At 45.6% G+C, this 17,889-nt stretch carries 15 protein-coding genes and 1 pseudogene; 13 read left to right on the forward strand and 3 right to left on the reverse strand.

Annotated elements, in window-relative coordinates:
- From RN22_RS06715 to RN22_RS06730, 4 genes are all read left to right on the forward strand, one after another.
- Positions 1 to 864: transketolase family protein (locus RN22_RS06715; RefSeq protein WP_046303632.1), on the forward strand; the 864-nt coding region annotated here is incomplete at its 5' end.
- Positions 865 to 1,089: 225 nt separating this feature from the next.
- Positions 1,090 to 1,788 carry a cupin domain-containing protein gene (locus RN22_RS06720; RefSeq protein WP_046303633.1) on the forward strand — a complete coding sequence of 233 codons (699 nt, stop codon included), beginning with the start codon at positions 1,090 to 1,092 and terminating at the stop codon, positions 1,786 to 1,788.
- A 59-nt stretch (positions 1,789 to 1,847) separates the two neighbouring features.
- On the forward strand, positions 1,848 to 2,489 hold the full coding sequence (locus tag RN22_RS06725) for a glutathione S-transferase family protein (RefSeq protein ID WP_002538350.1): 642 nt from the start codon (positions 1,848 to 1,850) through the stop codon (positions 2,487 to 2,489).
- 12 nt (positions 2,490 to 2,501) lie between these two features.
- Complete coding sequence (locus RN22_RS06730) at positions 2,502 to 3,281, forward strand: MBL fold metallo-hydrolase (RefSeq protein ID WP_046303634.1); 780 nt, start codon at positions 2,502 to 2,504, stop codon at positions 3,279 to 3,281.
- Between the two features lie 59 nt (positions 3,282 to 3,340).
- Here the strand turns inward: RN22_RS06730 and RN22_RS06735 are convergent, their stop codons facing one another.
- The gene (locus RN22_RS06735; protein WP_046303635.1) at positions 3,341 to 4,297 is read right to left on the reverse strand and encodes a LysR substrate-binding domain-containing protein; all 957 of its coding nucleotides are present in this window, start codon (positions 4,295 to 4,297) and stop codon (positions 3,341 to 3,343) included.
- A gap of 1,300 nt (positions 4,298 to 5,597) precedes the next feature.
- Between RN22_RS06735 and RN22_RS24650 the strand changes: the two are divergent.
- The 5 genes and pseudogenes from RN22_RS24650 to RN22_RS06765 all read left to right on the forward strand — a co-directional run bounded on the left by RN22_RS24650 (position 5,598) and on the right by RN22_RS06765 (position 12,353).
- Positions 5,598 to 6,461: pseudogene (locus tag RN22_RS24650) on the forward strand (IS5 family transposase).
- A 725-nt stretch (positions 6,462 to 7,186) separates the two neighbouring features.
- On the forward strand, positions 7,187 to 8,353 hold the full coding sequence (locus RN22_RS06750; RefSeq protein WP_052737502.1) for a hypothetical protein: 1,167 nt from the start codon (positions 7,187 to 7,189) through the stop codon (positions 8,351 to 8,353).
- 69 nt (positions 8,354 to 8,422) lie between these two features.
- Positions 8,423 to 10,303, forward strand: coding sequence for a hypothetical protein (locus RN22_RS06755; protein WP_156168178.1), 1,881 nt, complete (start codon positions 8,423 to 8,425; stop codon positions 10,301 to 10,303).
- Between the two features lie 253 nt (positions 10,304 to 10,556).
- The gene (locus RN22_RS06760; protein WP_082111377.1) at positions 10,557 to 11,231 is read left to right on the forward strand and encodes an SDR family NAD(P)-dependent oxidoreductase; all 675 of its coding nucleotides are present in this window, start codon (positions 10,557 to 10,559) and stop codon (positions 11,229 to 11,231) included.
- Positions 11,232 to 11,246: 15 nt separating this feature from the next.
- Complete coding sequence (locus RN22_RS06765; protein WP_046303639.1) at positions 11,247 to 12,353, forward strand: FAD-dependent oxidoreductase; 1,107 nt, start codon at positions 11,247 to 11,249, stop codon at positions 12,351 to 12,353.
- A 10-nt stretch (positions 12,354 to 12,363) separates the two neighbouring features.
- On the opposite strand, the gene RN22_RS06770 is transcribed toward RN22_RS06765, so the two are convergent.
- Positions 12,364 to 12,747: a DUF805 domain-containing protein gene (locus tag RN22_RS06770; RefSeq protein ID WP_002538342.1), complete on the reverse strand. Its 384-nt coding sequence runs from the start codon at positions 12,745 to 12,747 to the stop codon at positions 12,364 to 12,366.
- Between the two features lie 463 nt (positions 12,748 to 13,210).
- Between RN22_RS06770 and RN22_RS06775 the strand changes: the two genes are divergently transcribed.
- The 4 genes from RN22_RS06775 to vctC are packed head-to-tail and all read left to right on the forward strand — an operon-like array spanning position 13,211 to position 16,803.
- Positions 13,211 to 14,122, forward strand: a complete 912-nt coding sequence (locus RN22_RS06775; RefSeq protein ID WP_046303640.1) for a siderophore ABC transporter substrate-binding protein — start codon at positions 13,211 to 13,213, stop codon at positions 14,120 to 14,122.
- 45 nt (positions 14,123 to 14,167) lie between these two features.
- A complete protein-coding gene (locus RN22_RS06780; RefSeq protein WP_002538339.1) occupies positions 14,168 to 15,103 on the forward strand; it encodes an ABC transporter permease in 936 nt (311 codons plus the stop codon).
- Positions 15,096 to 16,046 carry an iron chelate uptake ABC transporter family permease subunit gene (locus tag RN22_RS06785; RefSeq protein WP_046303641.1) on the forward strand — a complete coding sequence of 317 codons (951 nt, stop codon included), beginning with the start codon at positions 15,096 to 15,098 and terminating at the stop codon, positions 16,044 to 16,046. The genes RN22_RS06780 and RN22_RS06785 overlap by 8 nt, the downstream gene beginning before the upstream one ends.
- 1 nt (position 16,047) lies before the next feature.
- Positions 16,048 to 16,803, forward strand: a complete 756-nt coding sequence (gene vctC, locus RN22_RS06790) for an iron chelate ABC transporter ATP-binding protein VctC (protein ID WP_002538335.1) — start codon at positions 16,048 to 16,050, stop codon at positions 16,801 to 16,803.
- A gap of 14 nt (positions 16,804 to 16,817) precedes the next feature.
- On the opposite strand, the gene RN22_RS06795 is transcribed toward vctC, so the two are convergent.
- Positions 16,818 to 17,801 (reverse strand): helix-turn-helix transcriptional regulator, encoded by a 984-nt coding sequence (locus RN22_RS06795; protein ID WP_046303642.1) that lies wholly within the window; start codon positions 17,799 to 17,801, stop codon positions 16,818 to 16,820.
- Positions 17,802 to 17,889 lie beyond the last annotated feature (88 nt).

A 17,889-nucleotide genomic window follows, 5' to 3' on the forward strand; every position in this document is an offset into this window, starting at 1 on the left:
TCAGCTGACCTGGCACCTTCAAACCTGACCATGTGGTCTGGCTCAAAAGCCCTGACCGGTGAAGATGCGTCTGGCAACTACATCCACTACGGTGTGCGTGAGTTCGGTATGACCGCGATCATCAACGGCATCGCCCTGCACGGCGGTTTCGTTCCTTACGGTGCGACCTTCCTGATGTTCATGGAGTACGCACGTAACGCGATGCGTATGGCGGCACTGATGAAAGTGCAGAACATTCAGGTTTACACCCACGATTCTATCGGTCTGGGTGAAGATGGCCCAACACACCAACCTGTTGAGCAAATCGCGTCTCTGCGTCTGACACCAAACATGAGCACATGGCGTCCATGTGACCAGGTGGAATCTGCGGTAGCGTGGAAACTGGCGATTGAGCGTAAAGACGGCCCAAGCTCGCTGATTTTCTCGCGTCAGAACCTGGCTCAACAAGAGCGTGACGCCGAGCAAGTGGCAAACATCGCCAAGGGTGGTTACATCCTGAAAGATTGTGCAGGCAAACCAGAGCTTATCCTGATTGCTACCGGTTCAGAAGTTGAACTGGCAGTTGAAGCAGCAGCACAGCTGACAGCAGAAGGCAAAGCGGTTCGCGTGGTGTCTATCCCATCGACTGACGTGTTCGACAAGCAAGATGCTGCATACCGTGAAGCGGTACTGCCATCAGACGTGACAGCACGTGTCGCTATCGAAGCGGGCATCGCTGACTTCTGGTACAAGTACGTGGGCTTTGACGGTCGCATCATCGGTATGCACACCTTCGGTGAATCTGCGCCGGCGGGTGAGCTGTTCAAGATGTTCGGCTTCACCACGGAAAACGTGGTTGAGGCAGCAAAAGAACTGCTGGCATAAGCACCCAATCAACACTGAAAACCCGCCAACTGGCGGGTTTTTTATTGCCTATTTCTTTTATAAACACTCAATAGCCAACTGAAATTATCAAGTACTTTCATACTGATACATTGATTTAGCTTCCACTGAACAAACAAAACTTTCCCACCCTGCAAATTTTTGTGCCTCGTCCCTTTCGTATCGCCTCCTTAGACTGACAAAAAATCACGAACAAGGAGTGACAGCATGACAACGGACACCAAAACCGCTAGTCAGGAATACATCGAATGGAATGTGGATCTTTCTACACCCATCACAATTAAAGGTGGCTCACTACCTTTCTCAGATACCCCTATGGTCGGCGTAAAACGCATGATGTTTGAACGCCGAGGCGATGAAATTGCACGACGCGCTACCTCTTGTGTCCGCTATGCACCAGGAAGCTCGTTCAAACCACACAGTCACCCAGGTGGTGAGGAATACATTGTGCTGGAAGGCACATTCTCTGACCAAAATGGCGACTTCACCAAAGGCTGGTATGTGCGCAACCCGGTTGGCTCAACTCACGCCCCTTTCACAAAAGAAGGTTGTGAGATCTTCGTGAAGCTTTCCCAAGTGCCTTCGACAGAACCAGACTACTTCTATCTCAACACCAACGAAGCTGATTGGACATCAGTGTCTGAGCTCCACAAAACACTGCCGCTTTGGAACTCGGACCTCGAAGAAACCTCCTTGAATCAGCTAAAAGCGGGTTATCAATCCACAGAAGAAACCTTCGACAAGGTCGTTGAATACTTTGTTCTCTCTGGCAGTGCAACCATCAATGGTACTCAGTATGAACATCACTCTTGGATGCGCTTCCCCGCTAACACGCCTGTCACGATCGCTACCAATAGCGGCGCGGTGATCTACAGAAAAATTGGTGCAGGCGAAGTACGCGTTTAACCCTTCTGCTCAACATATTCGTAAAAAACAACGGCCGGAAAACCGGATAAGGAAAAGTCATGTCTTCGGAAAGCAAAATCGCGTTATACGAAACTACGGGTTTCCCGAACCCTGCACGCATTCGAGCAGCGTTGGCTGAAAAAGGATCTTTGAATCAGGTAGAGTTTATCGAGGTTGACGTTATGAACCTTGAACACCGAACCGAAGCGTTTTACGCCATAAACCCTTTGGGAACAGTACCTGTACTTCGTACGCTGGAAGGTGAATATCTTTCAGAGTCTACCGCTATTACCGAGTACATAGATGCTTTGTTTGATGGGCCATCTCTCACAGGTAAAACCCCACTTGAGCGTGGCATGATTCACATGATGCAGCGCCGAGCCGAATCCATGGTAATGGATGCTGTTGGTGCCTACTTCCACCATGCTACAGCAGGTTTGGGTCCTGCACTCGAAACTTATCAGTGCAGTGAATGGGGCAATCATCAGAAGCAACGTGCACTAGCCGGTTTTTCGTACTTCAATCAACATCTGGAGCACCACTTGTACGTGGCTGCAGATACATTCTCGATGGCTGATATCACCTTGTTCTACGGTCTGGCATTTGCCGAATTTGCGGGTATTGAAGTCCCAGCGGAACTCACCAACCTAATCGGTTGGAGACAAACCATGTCAGAGCGCGCTTGCTTTTCTGCAAGCTGAAGGAGGTGCGCCATGAAAGTACAACCCTTCTTTCATGCCGAAACAGGCTCATTGACCTATGTGGTCTCTGATAGCGGGCATGCACTGATCATTGACCCGGTTCTTGACTACAACAATGGCGATATCTCTCACTCACATATCGACACTGTTCTTGAATACATCAAAAGAAAAGGGCTTGAACTGCGTTACGTGCTAGATACACATATCCATGCAGACCATCTATCGGCATCGCAGTATGTGAAGGCTGCCACAGGCGCAAAAACCGTCATTAGCCACCGGATACGAGAAGTGTTTAATCAGTGGAAAAGCAAGTTCGGCTTGGACAATCTGGCGAACTTTGATTTTCTGGTCAATGGAACCTCAAAAATTCATTTTGGGTCCAAAGTGATCGAAGTGATTGAAACGCCGGGCCACACTCCAGCCTGTGTCACTTACAAAATCGACGACAACGTGTTCGTCGGTGACACACTTTTCGCACCAGATAAAGGGACGTCAAGAGTGGACTTCCCCGGCGGTAGCGCACAGGATTTGTACAACTCCATTCGAAAACTCTATGAACTGCCAAGTGGAACAAACGTTTACCTATGCCATGATTACCCGCCCCTTGGATCATCACCTACCATGTGCGTGAAGATAGACTGGCAAAAGCGTAGAAATGTCATGTTGCGTGACACCACCACCATGGATGAATATGTCTTTGTTAGGAGCCAGCGCGATGAATCGCTAAAAGCACCCAAATTGCTAGATATTGCGGTGCCTTTCAATTTGACATTTCAACTACCGACACCCTGAAAATCAAAAAAGACTGGATAACATCCAGTCTTTTTTTTGAAACCAAATCTCAGCAAGCCCTAACTTACTGTCGACAGTAGCCAATCACGGAACACACTGACTCTTTCCTCTTCTGATGCTTCATTTTTCCAAACCAGAAAATAGCAAAAGCGAGAGCGAAACTGATATGAGTCACGATCAAAAGGACAAATTAACTCACCTGAAGCCAATTCATCTTCAATCAGTCTACTACGCCCTAAAGCGAGACCATTTCCTCGGCGAGCTAACTCAATAACACTGGCGAAGTCATTGATTTTCAGACCATGTAACTTCGCTGGCAGTGGCGCTCCAACATTATCCGACCATTCCTGCCACGAGGGATACCCACTGCTAGCCGGAACCGAATAATCATGCAAAAGAGGAATACCCTCAAATTCATCAGGTGGTGATCGCTCAAGTCCATATTTTTTAGCAAATTCTGGCGTACACACGGGGAAAATATCTTCGAACATTAAGAGCTGAGCACATAATCCATCCCAGTGCCCCAACCCGTAACGTACACCAATATCGATGCCCCTTTCGGCATAGTCCACCAAAGCGACATCAGTTTCGACCTGAATATCGCAATCTTCCTTTTCTAACTGGAAAGCATTGATACGGGAGAGCAGCCATTTCGAGGCAATGGAAGGACTGGCCGAAATCGTGATGGTGTTTTCTTCCGGCTCATCGAAGAGATTACTCAGACCACGGGTGATTAAATCAAAACCACGGTGAATATCGGGGAAAGCGCGTAATGCTTCTTCTGTCAGAGTTAACCTCGTTGAACCCGAGGTCGCACGATTAAACAATCTGATATCAAGCCAGTCTTCAAGTTGCCTGACTTGCTGACCAACCGCAGCAGGTGTCACATTAAGTTCTTGTGCCGCACCTGCAAAGCTGTGATGCCTCGCGGCAGCTTCAAACGCTCTTATGCCATTAAGGTATGCAATTCTGTTTACCTTGCCTCTAAAGGACCTCTTTTTCGATGCATCCATCATCTATCCTCAATTGCTCCCACAACATTCCGCGCTTCCACTCAATTGCCACCAAATTTTCGCTCTAAAGCTGATACCAAAAACAGGAGACATCCGAACGCTATAATAATTTGAACAATTTATTCACTTAGTTTAGTAACGAACCCAAGGTTCGTTTCGAAAATTTCCAACACTCATTTGTTTATAAATCAATACACCAATAAATTAGGGAACTAATACTAAATTTCTATACAAGTATCATTAAGCGACTTAGTTCGATACTCATTCCAGTCATAACGAAAAATTCCAACATGAAAGACCGACTAGCCAAAGTCATCCTTTTAATTGATTAATGCGATAGAAAAGAAAGCACTTTCTATCATTGACATACAAACACATTTTAAACACAGAAAAAACAAAACCGTTTTAGCCACCTCTAAAGGTAGAGGGATAAACTATAGAGATATTCAAACAAAACACAATCCAACGTTACTCATACTTATTTAATTTATAAGCATTACTCCAGATTCATCAATGATTACTAATAAATACAAAATACCAGCTTAGCAATAAATAAAAAATTCAAGGAAGACAAATATCAACAATTATATCAACATCTTAACCTTCAGTATCAATAGCGAGAAATTTTCAACTAAGGACAATTCACAAAACCAACACCCTTAAACCAACTTTTATCACTAGTTCTTTTTTGGTCATTATTTAAAATTCATTTCATCGAGCCAGTAAAATGACTTTTTAGTGAGACTCGTACTTCCATACTCGCTGATATATCTTGAGTGTCTGCACCTCTGAAGACCAGTTATCTGGATTTCATTTAACCATAATTAATTTGGGTGTATCTAATCTGGGAAATGGAAATTTATATGATCATCAAAGGATTTGAAGGAAACGATACAATAACGGGCACGCGGAGATGAAGACATTTATGGGCATGATTTCATATGAGACTGGTTGAATTTGACTCCATCTAGCACAGAAGAGGCGAGTGCACAGTTATTGGTGGTGGTAACGAAGCGAGTTGGTTACGCGTTTAGCATGAAAGCAGCACTGTCATCGGCGGTAAGCATCACGATGACACCGCTTATATTGGTACTATTTAGCAAATAGCCAAACGACCTGAAGACTGAGGATTCAGCGAGTTTACTAGGGCTGTGATCGCGGCTTCTTTGTAGGGCGTTGTTTCCTAAATCAATGGACTAATCAACGGTATTGCAATCAGATCATCAGAACCTGAAAATGAGTGACGATGATGGGAAAAGCCAAGTACAAAATCAGCAGCTGGAAACAATACTACAAGGCATAGATTAGCAGCGGCTTGATAACCTTTTAGGTTGATGAGGCTGCTATCCAGAATTGGCACTACAAAAAACACCATGTCAAACAAGGCGGAGGCTTTACGTTTGCCGATGCTGCCATTGAAACGGCCCTCATGATTAAAGGCATTTTCAAGCTCCCTCTACGCGCTCTTCAAGGCTTTCTCGACTCGATATTTGTCCTGATGGATGTGCCACTGAAATCGCCGTCTTACAACTGCATTCGCAAACGGGCAAAGACCGTTGAAGTTCAATATAGTCCACTCAGTCGTGGGCCTGTGGCGCATGTCGTTATTGATGCTACAGGTTTAAAAGTATTCGGTGAGGGTGAATGGAAAATGCGCAAGCACGGTTAAGAAAAGCGACGAGTTTGGCAAAAGATACACCTGGCGATTGACGCAGGTACGCATGAGGTCATTTCTGTTGTCGTCAGCTGGGAATCAGTAGGCGACAAAGAAGCACTGCCGACATTACTCAACCCTTTGCGCCGGAAGATAGGGCAAGTCAGCGGCGGCGTTGCCTACGACACGAAATCCTGTCCTCAGGTGCTGAGGAGGAAAGCGTTCAAGCCCACAATCCCTCCGCGGAGCAACACTGGGCTATGGGAAGATGGACATCCTCGCAACGATGCGGTTCATGCATTGAAAGCGGGAGCACTGAGTCAATGGAAACGTGAAAACAACTGTCATCAACGCTCATTATCAGAAACGGCCATGTATCGATTCAAGCAGTTGGTCAGCCCAAAACTGGCGCTGCGCGATTACAATGCACAAGTCGGCGAAGCGTTGGCAAACGTCAAAGCGATGAACAAAGTCATAAGACTAGGTATGCCTAAGAGTTACCGAGTCGAGTGACCGATATAGCTCTCAGTAGATCAGTACGTTAAGTGACTGATGTGAACAATAAGGCCCTTAATTTCACTGACCTAACCACATACCTTTAAATCCCAAAAGTCACAAAAAAACAGGGATCATTCTATTTTAATACTAAAAGCTAGCACTTTAACCATTCTTACTTTTTTTGAACTATAAAGATCACACTCAGAGTTAATATTTCACACCATGAAAATAACCATACTGTCCATGATAACTGACCTCATAAGATAACTTCACGCCAGAGAAATAGACCCACTATTTATACCAGTTAATGTCATAATATAATCCTATACCAGATATAACAAACACTTAATAAACAAACATGGGCAAAGTTAAATTATCTAATCTTAGGGATAAGTACATTAGTGGCATCTTATTAAAAAGATACTAATGAATTTGTATTTTTAATTAAAAGTACTACTTTTGGACGAGAGGATATTTCGGCATAGTTTTTCTTTATAGTGAGGCAATTTCTATTAACTACACTAGAAACCCAACGAATAGGTTAGCTTTGAAATATAACGCCATATCCAGTTCGTATACAAAACCATACTTTCAATGACAATTCGCGGAGTAGGCTTGAAAATAAAAAGCCAAAAAGGGAGATAAGAATTAGAACGCCAAACATTCATTATCAAATATTAGTGTACCTATATATTTTTAATCTTTTTAAACCTGTAGATTGTAAATGGAGCGAACAAACAGTGTACTCATCATTTTTTAAAAGACGTAAATCAGGAAAGATTTTCGCAGGAGCTTTACTCGCCTGCTTTTCAACTCTCTCCTACTCGGGCAGTCATAGTATCACTTGGGACAACGTGGGTGATCCACTTTGGAATCAAAGTGTACATGCACTTGGTTTAGGTCACCTCTTTCCTCGAGAAGGTGGCTGGGCAGCCTCTGATATTTCGTCAAGATCCGACAAAAGTGCCTCGCTTAGTCAACGTGTTTCAACTCAAGACGGCACTTGGCTTAAAGGTAAGCGTCACCGCGCCTTTGATCTTTATCTAGAAAGCGATATTACCCCCACCGACTCCGACGCAAAGGGTGATTTGATACAAGCGCTTATGGGTAACGAAAATACTGACGGCAAAAATTATTGTAAAGCATTTCTTGACCTTCCAGGCGGTCTAGATGGAGTGTGGAATGGCGGTTGGGCAGGACATTCGGCCGGCGTTTCTCTCGGTGGAGGTACGAGTCCGTCAACGTCGCTTAGCGTATTCGTGGCTACAGAATGTGATTCTGTGCACAATGGCTATGGGTTCAACGTTGCTGTAGGTGCCTCTCTATCAAATCCCTTCTTGGACACAATTGAATTGATGCAATTTCCAAGTCCCATCAAGTTCACTTTTAATACTGGCGTAGGCGCTAATGTAAAAGCCTCAATGGGAGGTGGTTATACTGGTTGGTTTAACTCCGTTCCTCACCCTATTTATATCAACAACAGATGGCGGAGTCCAGAATATGTATACAACGCTGTCTCCTTAAATGGATGGCAAAATTTTACGGTTAATGTAGGGGTTGGTATCGGACTGACACTAAACTTAACGGGGACATTAAATACTGTTTCAGCATCGAAACCATTACGGATTGAAGGTGGTCTAACCAGAGATAATAATCCTAATAACTGGAAGTTTTATGTTCATACCAAAGGGAAATCATCAGCTACAGCAAAAGGTGGTAACTGGGCGGGTTCAGTCAAGCTGGGTGTACCACCTTGGACTATCACACTTTGGCAGGGGACTATAGCTAGTTGGAGTGGTTATAAACTTTGGGAAAGAGTTTGGTTAGATGAATTCGTCAAAGGAAAAATTGTTATAGATCCAAATAATCCACGCAACTCACGATTGGCCAGTGTTCGAAAAATGTAATATGAGGCTAAGCCTTGATATACGATTTACAAGGTGCCGTTAATTCGGCACCTTTCTAGAGGTATGAACATGAAAATAAAAGCCATTCTCCCAGTTATCGTTCTATTCCTTATCGCCGTAAGCTTTACGTATTTAAGTCTGGAAGGCGAACAAAACCAGGAACCAATAGAAACATCTGAAACTTCAGACGTTAAAATGAATGATAGCTTTGTTTCGTCATCTAATGAAAACCCGACGAGTACGCAGCAGCCTGAACTTCATAATAAAAACTCACCTCCAAAGTTTGTTGGATATATCGTTAATCTAAAAAATACAGCAAAGTTTGATTTTGGTAAGGAAAGTGACTCACCACCTACTGAGGCAAAACTCTCTTTTGAGGTTATTTTCGAAAACCAAGACATTGGAAAGCGCAAAAGACGGGGGATATTAAGGAACTTTAGGGTCACCACTCCCGACAAGGGAGCTTTACCGACTGACGAAAATGAAATAGGTTTCCTTTACGCATACAAAGCACCACAACTTTACACACAAATAGATATGCTTGGACTTTCAAGCGAACATCCCTTAGGTTCTGCGGCATTTTATGTATCAAACCTCTCTTATAGTTCAAACGATGAGCCAGTAACCATCAAAGAGGCATCACGTTCAGCTGTTTATCAATATCAACTTGATCGCGATTCTAACAGAGTCACCCGACGGCTATTAGATATCCTATACACCAATCAGTTCGAGTTGGGTTCGATAGTAGACGACATCAAAGACTCATGGTCAGGTCAAATAGGTGACGATGGCTTTCTAACAGAAGCTAACGTGAATTTGTCCATGCAAGGGGACATTTCTCTGGACCTGTCACATAACTCATCTTCTGTCGCGGAAAACAATAAAATAAAGATTGGCATGACCATCGTAGGCAGCTACCAAAGATTCGACCCTGGACATGTCGAATTTAAAAATGAGCTGTTTGCATTTAATGCTAACGCACGATTCAATTCAGATTTAGAATCCTATGCTGCCAAAGACGATATTTCTAATGATGAGCAGTACTACGAGGCGCTCAATGTGTTATCAGACTCACTTTCCTATACAGAGTCTGTCCGTGTAGGGCAGTATCTTCTTAACTTCAAAACATTGTCAGAAATAAAATCAATGTTAAGTGATGAAGCACTTTCTCCATTGGAGCGACAAGCCATATTAATGGCAATACAAGATGCTAACCAACCCGAGTCCGAGCAATACCTTGGGAATATCATCAACGATTCAGATGTTCCATACAGATATAGAGCTGCAGGTATGGTTAACCTAGCACACCTCGAGGGAGCGACAGATATCGCGATGGAAGCATTCAAAGAAGTTATCAAACGGAATGATTCTCCGATGCTTAGCGAGACTGCTATGTTCAACATTGGCAATCTCGCAAATAAGCAAACGGCTTTGCGTCAAAGTGGTATTGATATGGTTTCGGCGGTATTACAAAGCAATGCCTCGTCGAATAGAGAGCGGCTCATAGCACTCAAATCCGCCGCCAATATTGATGATGATGTATTCACCCCCACATTCATAAAGTCGATGGATTCAGATCATCCTTTTGAGCGCAATGCGGCCGTAGAGGGTGCGCTGTATCGTCCTGATGGAAGAGCTGATGCTGTTGAGCATCTTCTGAACGAGGAAAAAACTGTCGTTCTGACAACAGCCTCTCGTTTTTTCAGCACACATGAAATGACGTTTATTGAGCAAGGCCAGTTTTACAACCGTCTGGTCAAAGAAGAATCGGACAATAAGCAGTCAGCATTGGCGACTATTCTGCTTGCAAATGAAAAGCAAAGGCCTCAAATGATATCAAAATTAGAGGAGCTTGCTCAAAATACAAATAAACCAGGTCTTACCAAAATTTTAGACACCTACCAGCAGCAAACTTTAAGAGAATCAACGTCTCCTAATGTTGGAGGATAAACAAGCTTCACAACATAGTCTGAAAAACACATAAACTCAGTGATCCCCCAATCAATCAAAAGTGATAAATTTCATCACCTAAAGAGGATTGGGGGATATTCTAAAAGCCGTTCGTATTTCTCCTCACCGATAAAATGCCTATTTTCTCACTCACACAAGAAATACTTCGCCACTGACTTACCAATACTGCCTCGCTCAACGCCAGCATTACGATAGCATCTAATACGTTAAAGCTGTATTGATGGAGAGCGCAATGACAACATCAAAAGGAAAACCCCTAGCAGTGATCGCCGGTTACGGTGAGGGGCTGGGTGAGGCGATTAAAAACACTTTCGAAAACGATGGTTTCCAAGTAGTCACCATCAGCCGTTCAAATGGGATGATCATTGCAGACACAACAGATGCAAATGAAATCAGCCGTGCATTTGCACAGATTGATGCACTCTATGGCACCCCAGAAGTCGTGATTTGCAATACTGCCATGCTGACTATCGAGCGCTTCTTCTCAACGACAGCGACGCGCTTTGAGGAAACTTGGCGAGCGTCAGTAATGAGTGTTTTCAACATCGCCCAGGCTGTCATTCCAATGATGATTAAACAAGGTGGTGGCACACTACTGGTCACGGGCGCAACAGCAGGTATCCGCGGAAGTAAAAACTTCAGCGCATTTTCATCTGCAAAATTCGCACTACGCGGACTTACTCAATCCCTGGCCAGAGAATTCCAACCACAACGCATCCATGTTTCCCATGTTGTCGTTGATGGTATTTTGTGGTCTCCCAAAAGTCGTGAGCGTTTCCCTGCCCTTCGACGCGAGACCGCTATCCAGCCGGCTGATGCGGCGAGTGTTTATCTTAGCCTGACCAAGCAGTCTGCCAGCGCCTGGACGCAGGAAATAGATATTAGACCCTACAGCGAAGTGTTTTGATCAGGGAGGTAGACGATGAACAGGCACCCTCAAACCGTGATAGTAGGCGGTGGTTTAAGCGGGCTGTATGCAGCTTATTTGCTCGAACAGCAACATCAGGATTACCTACTATTGGAAGCACGCGAGCGCTTTGGTGGGCGTATCGTTTCTGCATCACCAGGCTCACAGGCAGCCAGAGTCGATCTGGGTCCCTCCTGGTTCTGGCCTAATATCAATCCAGAAATTTCTGCGCTAGCTGAAGAACTAGGAATTCCAAACTATAAGCAACATGGCGAAGGACATTATCTCGTCGAAAAAGCCCGCGGTGCGCCACCACAGGCGATCAATGTCGGCTATGACATTATGCCTGACACCTATCGCCTTGAAGGCGGAATGCAAGCAATGGTCGAAGGCTTACTGGAAAAGCTTCCAGCGGAAAAACGGATTGCAAGTAGCAAGCTGACAGAAGTTTCACTGAACAATGGCACTTACACCCTGAGCTATGAGAGGTCGGGTGAGACCAGAACGCTGCAAACACAAAACATTATTTTTGCGATGCCACTGAGATTGATTGCACGCACAGTGAGTTTTAATCCGTCATTGAGCCCTGCTCTGATGAATACTTTTGACGGCACAGAAACCTGGATGGCAGCGCATGCTAAAGCCGTATTTATCTATGACAAACCTTTCTGGCGCGACAATGGGTTTTCGGGTTCAGCTTCAAGCAATGTAGGGCCTTTAGTAGAAATCCATGATGCTTCGCCGGAGTTAAATGGTCAGCCCGTACATGGCGCAATCATGGGCTTTATGGGTATTAACGCCGCAGCGCGGAAAACCGCAGGCGATGAGACATTGAAAAAACTCATTCAACAGCAACTTGTCAGGTTGTTTGGGCCAGATGCGGCAAACCCGATTTCAATTCAGTATGTGGATTGGTTTCAGGAAAAGTACACGGCCACGAACGATGACATGGCTGTGATGCATGGTTTGTATGGCTTTACCCAACAAGATGAGAATCACCCAAACATTTTCTTTGCTGGAACCGAAGCGTCCCGCGCTTATGGCGGGTATCTGGAAGGCGCTTTAGACTCTGCCAACAAGGCAGTTGAAGCACTAATGACAAAATCCCTTCAGTTTTCCTGAAGGGATTCGGTTAGATTCCGCTACTAAATATACCGATAGGGTCGCAACCATAACGATTGCTTCCTTTGGTGCCACGTAACAAGGTAAACACCAGAAACACCAAAGGACCCACAACAGGCACGACAACAACCAACCACCACCAACCTGACTTGTTGATGTCGTGAAGGCGTCTAACCGTCACAGTAATCAAGGGGATCAGGGTAATAGCAAACCAAAGTGGTGCAGCGTAAAAGTCCGTTAGCTGGAACGCATGCACCCCAACCTCAGCAACATCAATCCCGACGCAGAGAGCCAACACTATATTTTGAATGAGGAAGAATCCCCAAAACTCTCGTCGTCTAGCCCTGCCTGAAAACTTCGCGTAATTCCAAAACGCGGCAAACAGCCATTTCATTCGAGTATATCCTTACTTCTCTTAGGCTTATTCGAATTTTTGTTGTACAGCCATGACTATACCCAAACAACCTGAAACTCAGAGATACCGAGGCCAACTACAGGTAGCTTGGGTATTGCTTTTTAAACGCGGGTTTAAACTACCAAAAGCTTTTCCTTTGTAGGTGAACTCACTACACAGAAATGTTGTTCCACACTTTATTTACGTAGTGATTGTCATTTTTGAGGCGTATTTCTCAGCCATAAAAAGTCACAAACTTTAATGAAACTCTTCAAACTCAACCTTCAGAGAGCCTCAGTTCGTCATTACTCAATGCCTCCAAAAAACCGCAACCCTCGCAACTTTCAATGCTTTGAATCCTGAAATCGCGCCTTTTCAATATATCCAGTTGAATCAGAATGAACTCAAATGTATATTGCGAACGATTTTGATAACCATTTTCATTTATGAAAAGGAGCAATAAATGAAAACCTTATTCCAGGCTGCATTGCTTTCTCTTGTGACCACCTCAGCACTGGCTGCAGAATCGGTTGTTATTGAACACCGTATGGGAAAAACTGAAATTCAAAGCGTACCAGAGCGCGTCGTCGTGATTGGACTGGGCTCGCTAGACGCCGTCAACGCGCTGGGTATTGATCCTGTTGCAGTATCCAAAACCCTTCCGCAGGTTCCTGCTTACCTGGAAAAATACAAAGACGACAAATACGCCAACGTAGGTAGCCTGTTTGAACCGAATTTCGAAGAAATCTACACCCAGAACCCAGACATCATCATCGTGGGCCCACGTAGCTCCACCAGCTACGACGAGCTATCTAAAATCGCCCCAACAGTAGTATTCGCTGCAGACAACTCAAAAGGCTACTGGAAGGCCACTCAGGAGCAATGGCGCAATCTGGGTAAAGTCTTTGATAAAGAAGCATTGGTTGAAGAAAAAATCGCGGCCATGGATAAAGAATTCAAAGCCATCAACGACTACAACCAAACTAATGGCGTTGATGCCCTGACTATCATGAGTGCTGGCGGCAAACTGTCTTCATTCGGTGCTGATTCTCGCTTCTCTGCTATCTACACAGACTTTGGTTTCAAAGAATCCGTACAAGGCATCAAAGCAACGACTCATGGCGATATGATCTCGTTTGAATTCATTCGCGAGTCTGACCCGAAAACCTTGCTGGTGATTGACCGTGATACTTTGATCAATCCAGCTGATAGCGAAACCCGCGAACAGTTTGATAACGATCTGATCAAAGCGACACAGGCATACCAGAACAACAAGATGACCTATCTCGACTTGAATGCTTGGTACCTGTCTATGTCAGGCATCACTGCGACCGAGCAAATGATTTCTGACATCAAAAACAGCGTTGATCTATAAGCGACAGCCCTAGGGTCTGTTGACCCTAAGAAACTGAGGTATACCTTGTTAAAGCTATTGTTTCTTCTGGGCTTGCTGAGTCTGGCATCCCTATTTGTCGGTGTCAGCGAGTTGTCTCCTGCCCTTTTATTGGCAGGAGATAGCCAAGCGCTCGAACTTCTCTTCACCAGCCGCCTTCCCCGTTTGCTGTCCATCGTGCTCGCCGGTGCAGGCTTGAGCATTGCAGGTCTGGTGATGCAGCAAATCAGCCAAAACCGGTTTGCTGCGCCTTCCACTACAGGCACCATTGAATGTGCCATGCTCGGCTATATGCTTAGCCTTGTGTTTTTCGGCAATGGTAATCAACTCTGGCTGATTTTTTCCGTTTCCATTTTTGGCACCTTGTTGTTTGTTACCCTTATCCAACGCATCCAATTCCGTAACGCTGTATTTGTACCGCTAATTGGCATTATCTACGGCAGTATCATCAGCTCATGCGCCACGTTCCTCGCCTACAAGTATGATGCCCTACAAATGCTAAGCAGTTGGACAGTCGCCAACTTTGCCAGCATTTTGAAAGGGGATTATGAGCTTCTCTATATCGCCCTGCCGATTGCAGCCTTCACTTATGCCTACGCCGCCCGGATTTCCGCTGTCGGCATGGGACGTGATTTTGCGGTTGGTCTTGGCCTGAGTTACCGACAGGTGTTAGTGATTGGCGTGATGCTGGTTTCCATTCTTTCGGCGAGTGTTGTGATGATTGTGGGCGCCCTACCCTTTATTGGTTTGTTGGTGCCTAACCTTGTCAGCATTTTCTATGGCGACAACCTTCGCAAGAACATTTCCCGCGTGGCGATTGTCGGCGCGCTTCTAGTACTTGCCTGCGACATTGTCAGTCGCTTAATCATCTTCCCGTACGAAATTCCGGTTTCTATGCTGGTGAGTATTTTGGGTGGATTGGCCTTTATCTATCTCATTACCAAAGGGCCAAAAAATGTCTGATACCAAGAAAATGTGGGCAATGGCTATGACAGCCCTTGTCTTTGCCGCCCTGTTTATCTGCATTGGACTCACGGCCACGAACTATGGGTATTTCCTGTCTCGTCGTGTCCCGAAAGTACTCGCAATGGTGCTGGCAGGTATCGCGGTTGCTCAGTCGTCGTTGGTATTCCAGACCATCACCCACAACCGCATTCTCACACCAAGCATTATGGGGTTTGATTCCCTGTATGTGCTGACACAGACACTACTGGTTGCTGTGTTTGGGGGCTTCAGCTTTTTCCTGATCAACACCTACATTAACTTCGCCATTGCTGTGTCCGTGATGGTGGGGTTCTCGCTACTGTTGTTTGGCTTCTACTTTGGCAAGGAAGGCCGCAACCTGATTGTGTTGCTCTTAATTGGCCTGATCCTCGGGCAGGTATTTTCAAGCACCGCTTCGTTTTTCACCATGCTGATGGATCCGAACGAGTTTCTGGTGGTGCAAAGCAAGATGTTTGCGAGCTTTAACAACATCAAGATTGAGTTGGTGTATTTGTGCCTGCCACTCTTGCTGGTCGCCAGCTTCCTTCTTTACCGCATGCACCGGACGTTAGATGTGTTCTGGCTGGATAAGGACAACGCCATCAGTCTGGGTGTTGATGTGCAGAAAACCACACGTAAAGCGCTGATTCTCTCCGCTGTCCTCATCGCCATGTCGACTGCATTGATTGGCCCTGTCATGTTCTTTGGCCTGTTAGTTACAAACCTGACCCGAGAACTGTTCCGCTCCTATGAGCACCGCATTTTACTGGTGGGATGTTCGTTGATGTCCATTTGCACCTTGTTGGTCGGCCAATGGGTGGTAGAAAACCTGTTTAAGTTTGATACCACGCTAAGTGTTGTCGTGAATTTCGCTGGAGGACTCTACTTCCTCTGGATGCTGCTGAAGAACCGAGTTGTTTAACATGATCACCTTAAAAAACCTGACCAAAGCTTTTGGTAAACAACGCGTCGTAGATGAAGCCTGCGGCGAATTCGAGAAAGGTAAAGTGACCGCCATCATAGGTCCAAATGGCGCGGGAAAAAGCACCCTGCTTTCTATGGCCAGTCGCCTCGTCACTCCCGATGGTGGCCACGTGGTGATAGATGGTAAAGCCATCGCCGAATGGGATACCGGTGAGCTGGCAAAACGTCTTGCCGTGCTTCGTCAGGCGAACTCAATCACTATGCGCTTTACCGTACGCGAATTAGTCTCGTTCGGGCGCTTTCCTTACTCAAAGGGAAACCTGACCACCGAAGACAATAAAGTCATCGATAAAGCCATTGATTATCTGGATTTGAAGTCACTGGAAAACCGTTATCTTGATGAGCTAAGCGGAGGTCAACGGCAGCTGGCGTTTATTGCCATGGTCATCGCGCAAGACACAGACTATGTGTTCCTTGATGAGCCTTTGAACAACCTCGATATCCGCCATTCACTAAGCATCATGCGAACCATTCAACGTTTGGCGCACGAAATGGGGAAGGCTGTGGTTATCGTCATCCACGACATCAACTTTGCAGCCTGTTATGCCGACCACATCATCGCGATGAAGCAAGGCAAAATCGCCACCAATGCCGTAGTTGATGAAGTGATTCAGGAAGCCGTTTTGGAAAACATCTACGACACGCCATTTACTATTGTCGAAGCCAACGGCAAGAGAATGTGTCTTTACTACTGAGGGCGTATGCGCCCTCACTTTTTACTGAGCAGCGCCTTGGGGGACACACCAAATTCACGTCTAAATGCTGCGGTGAAATTGGAGGGATGTTGATACCCAGCCTCATACGCTGCTTCAGTAATCCCAACCAATCCCCTCTCTAGTTGCTGGCGAGCGATTTCCAAGCGACGCTGGCGAACATAGCCTTGAACAGTCAGATCGAGGTTTGCTTTAAATAGACGCTGTAGCTTGGACACGCTGATTGCGAACTCGCTCGCTAGGCTTTCCAGCGTTAACGGTTGCTGCAATTGCGTCTCAATATGCCCCACAATGTTTTCCACCGTTGGATTGAGCCGGCTTGCAGTCTCTGGCACTGCATTCTCACCTGTCTGCATCTCAGACATTTCTAGCTCGCTCAGTACATGCAAGGCAAGTTGATGTATCAAACTTTCTACTGCCAGCTTTTCCCCAAAGGTTTCCGGCGTGCCAGCTTCGACCAGCTGATTGGCGATGGTCAACACCTTCTCATTCACATGGATCTTCATGTGTGCCTGATGTGTGGAAAGCAGGCGAAGCATTTCACTGTGCTTATCAGCGCGCTCTCTGACCCAATCTGGCTTGAACATCACATTGATCTTTCTCACCGGGTTTCCTTTGCGAATAGCGCGACGAAAATGAGCAGGACGAGCCAAATTAACCAACACCGCTTTGGGCGTTACATTGGCGTCTAATTCAAATTGCAGTTCGTCATATCCAAAGCTGAGTTGTCCCTCGAGAAGCAAGGTCAGAATTAATGAAGAGGGAGCTGAGGAGACAATATTAGAATCATGCAGCTCCATGCTTGTACCACCATGCATGGCAATGCCATCACCATATTGGTAAGCAACGAAGTTTCCCTCCAATAGCGCCTTAGATTGACCACGATTTTTGGAAACAATCATTTGTTTCTCTGTCAGCTCAATTTTTTCAGCGAGCGCAACTTTCGTAGGTTTCTGACGAGGACAACGACCCGGTTCCATCTTTGACCTTTCCTCATAACAGCTAGGCGATTTCGCATAAGTGATCGCACTTCATCACTCGAGTGCAAAACCATACCATACCTGCGAA

Origin of the sequence: Grimontia sp. AD028, from assembly GCF_000973155.1 — a bacterium.
In the GTDB taxonomy this organism is placed as follows: Bacteria; Pseudomonadota; Gammaproteobacteria; order Enterobacterales; family Vibrionaceae; genus Enterovibrio; species Enterovibrio indicus.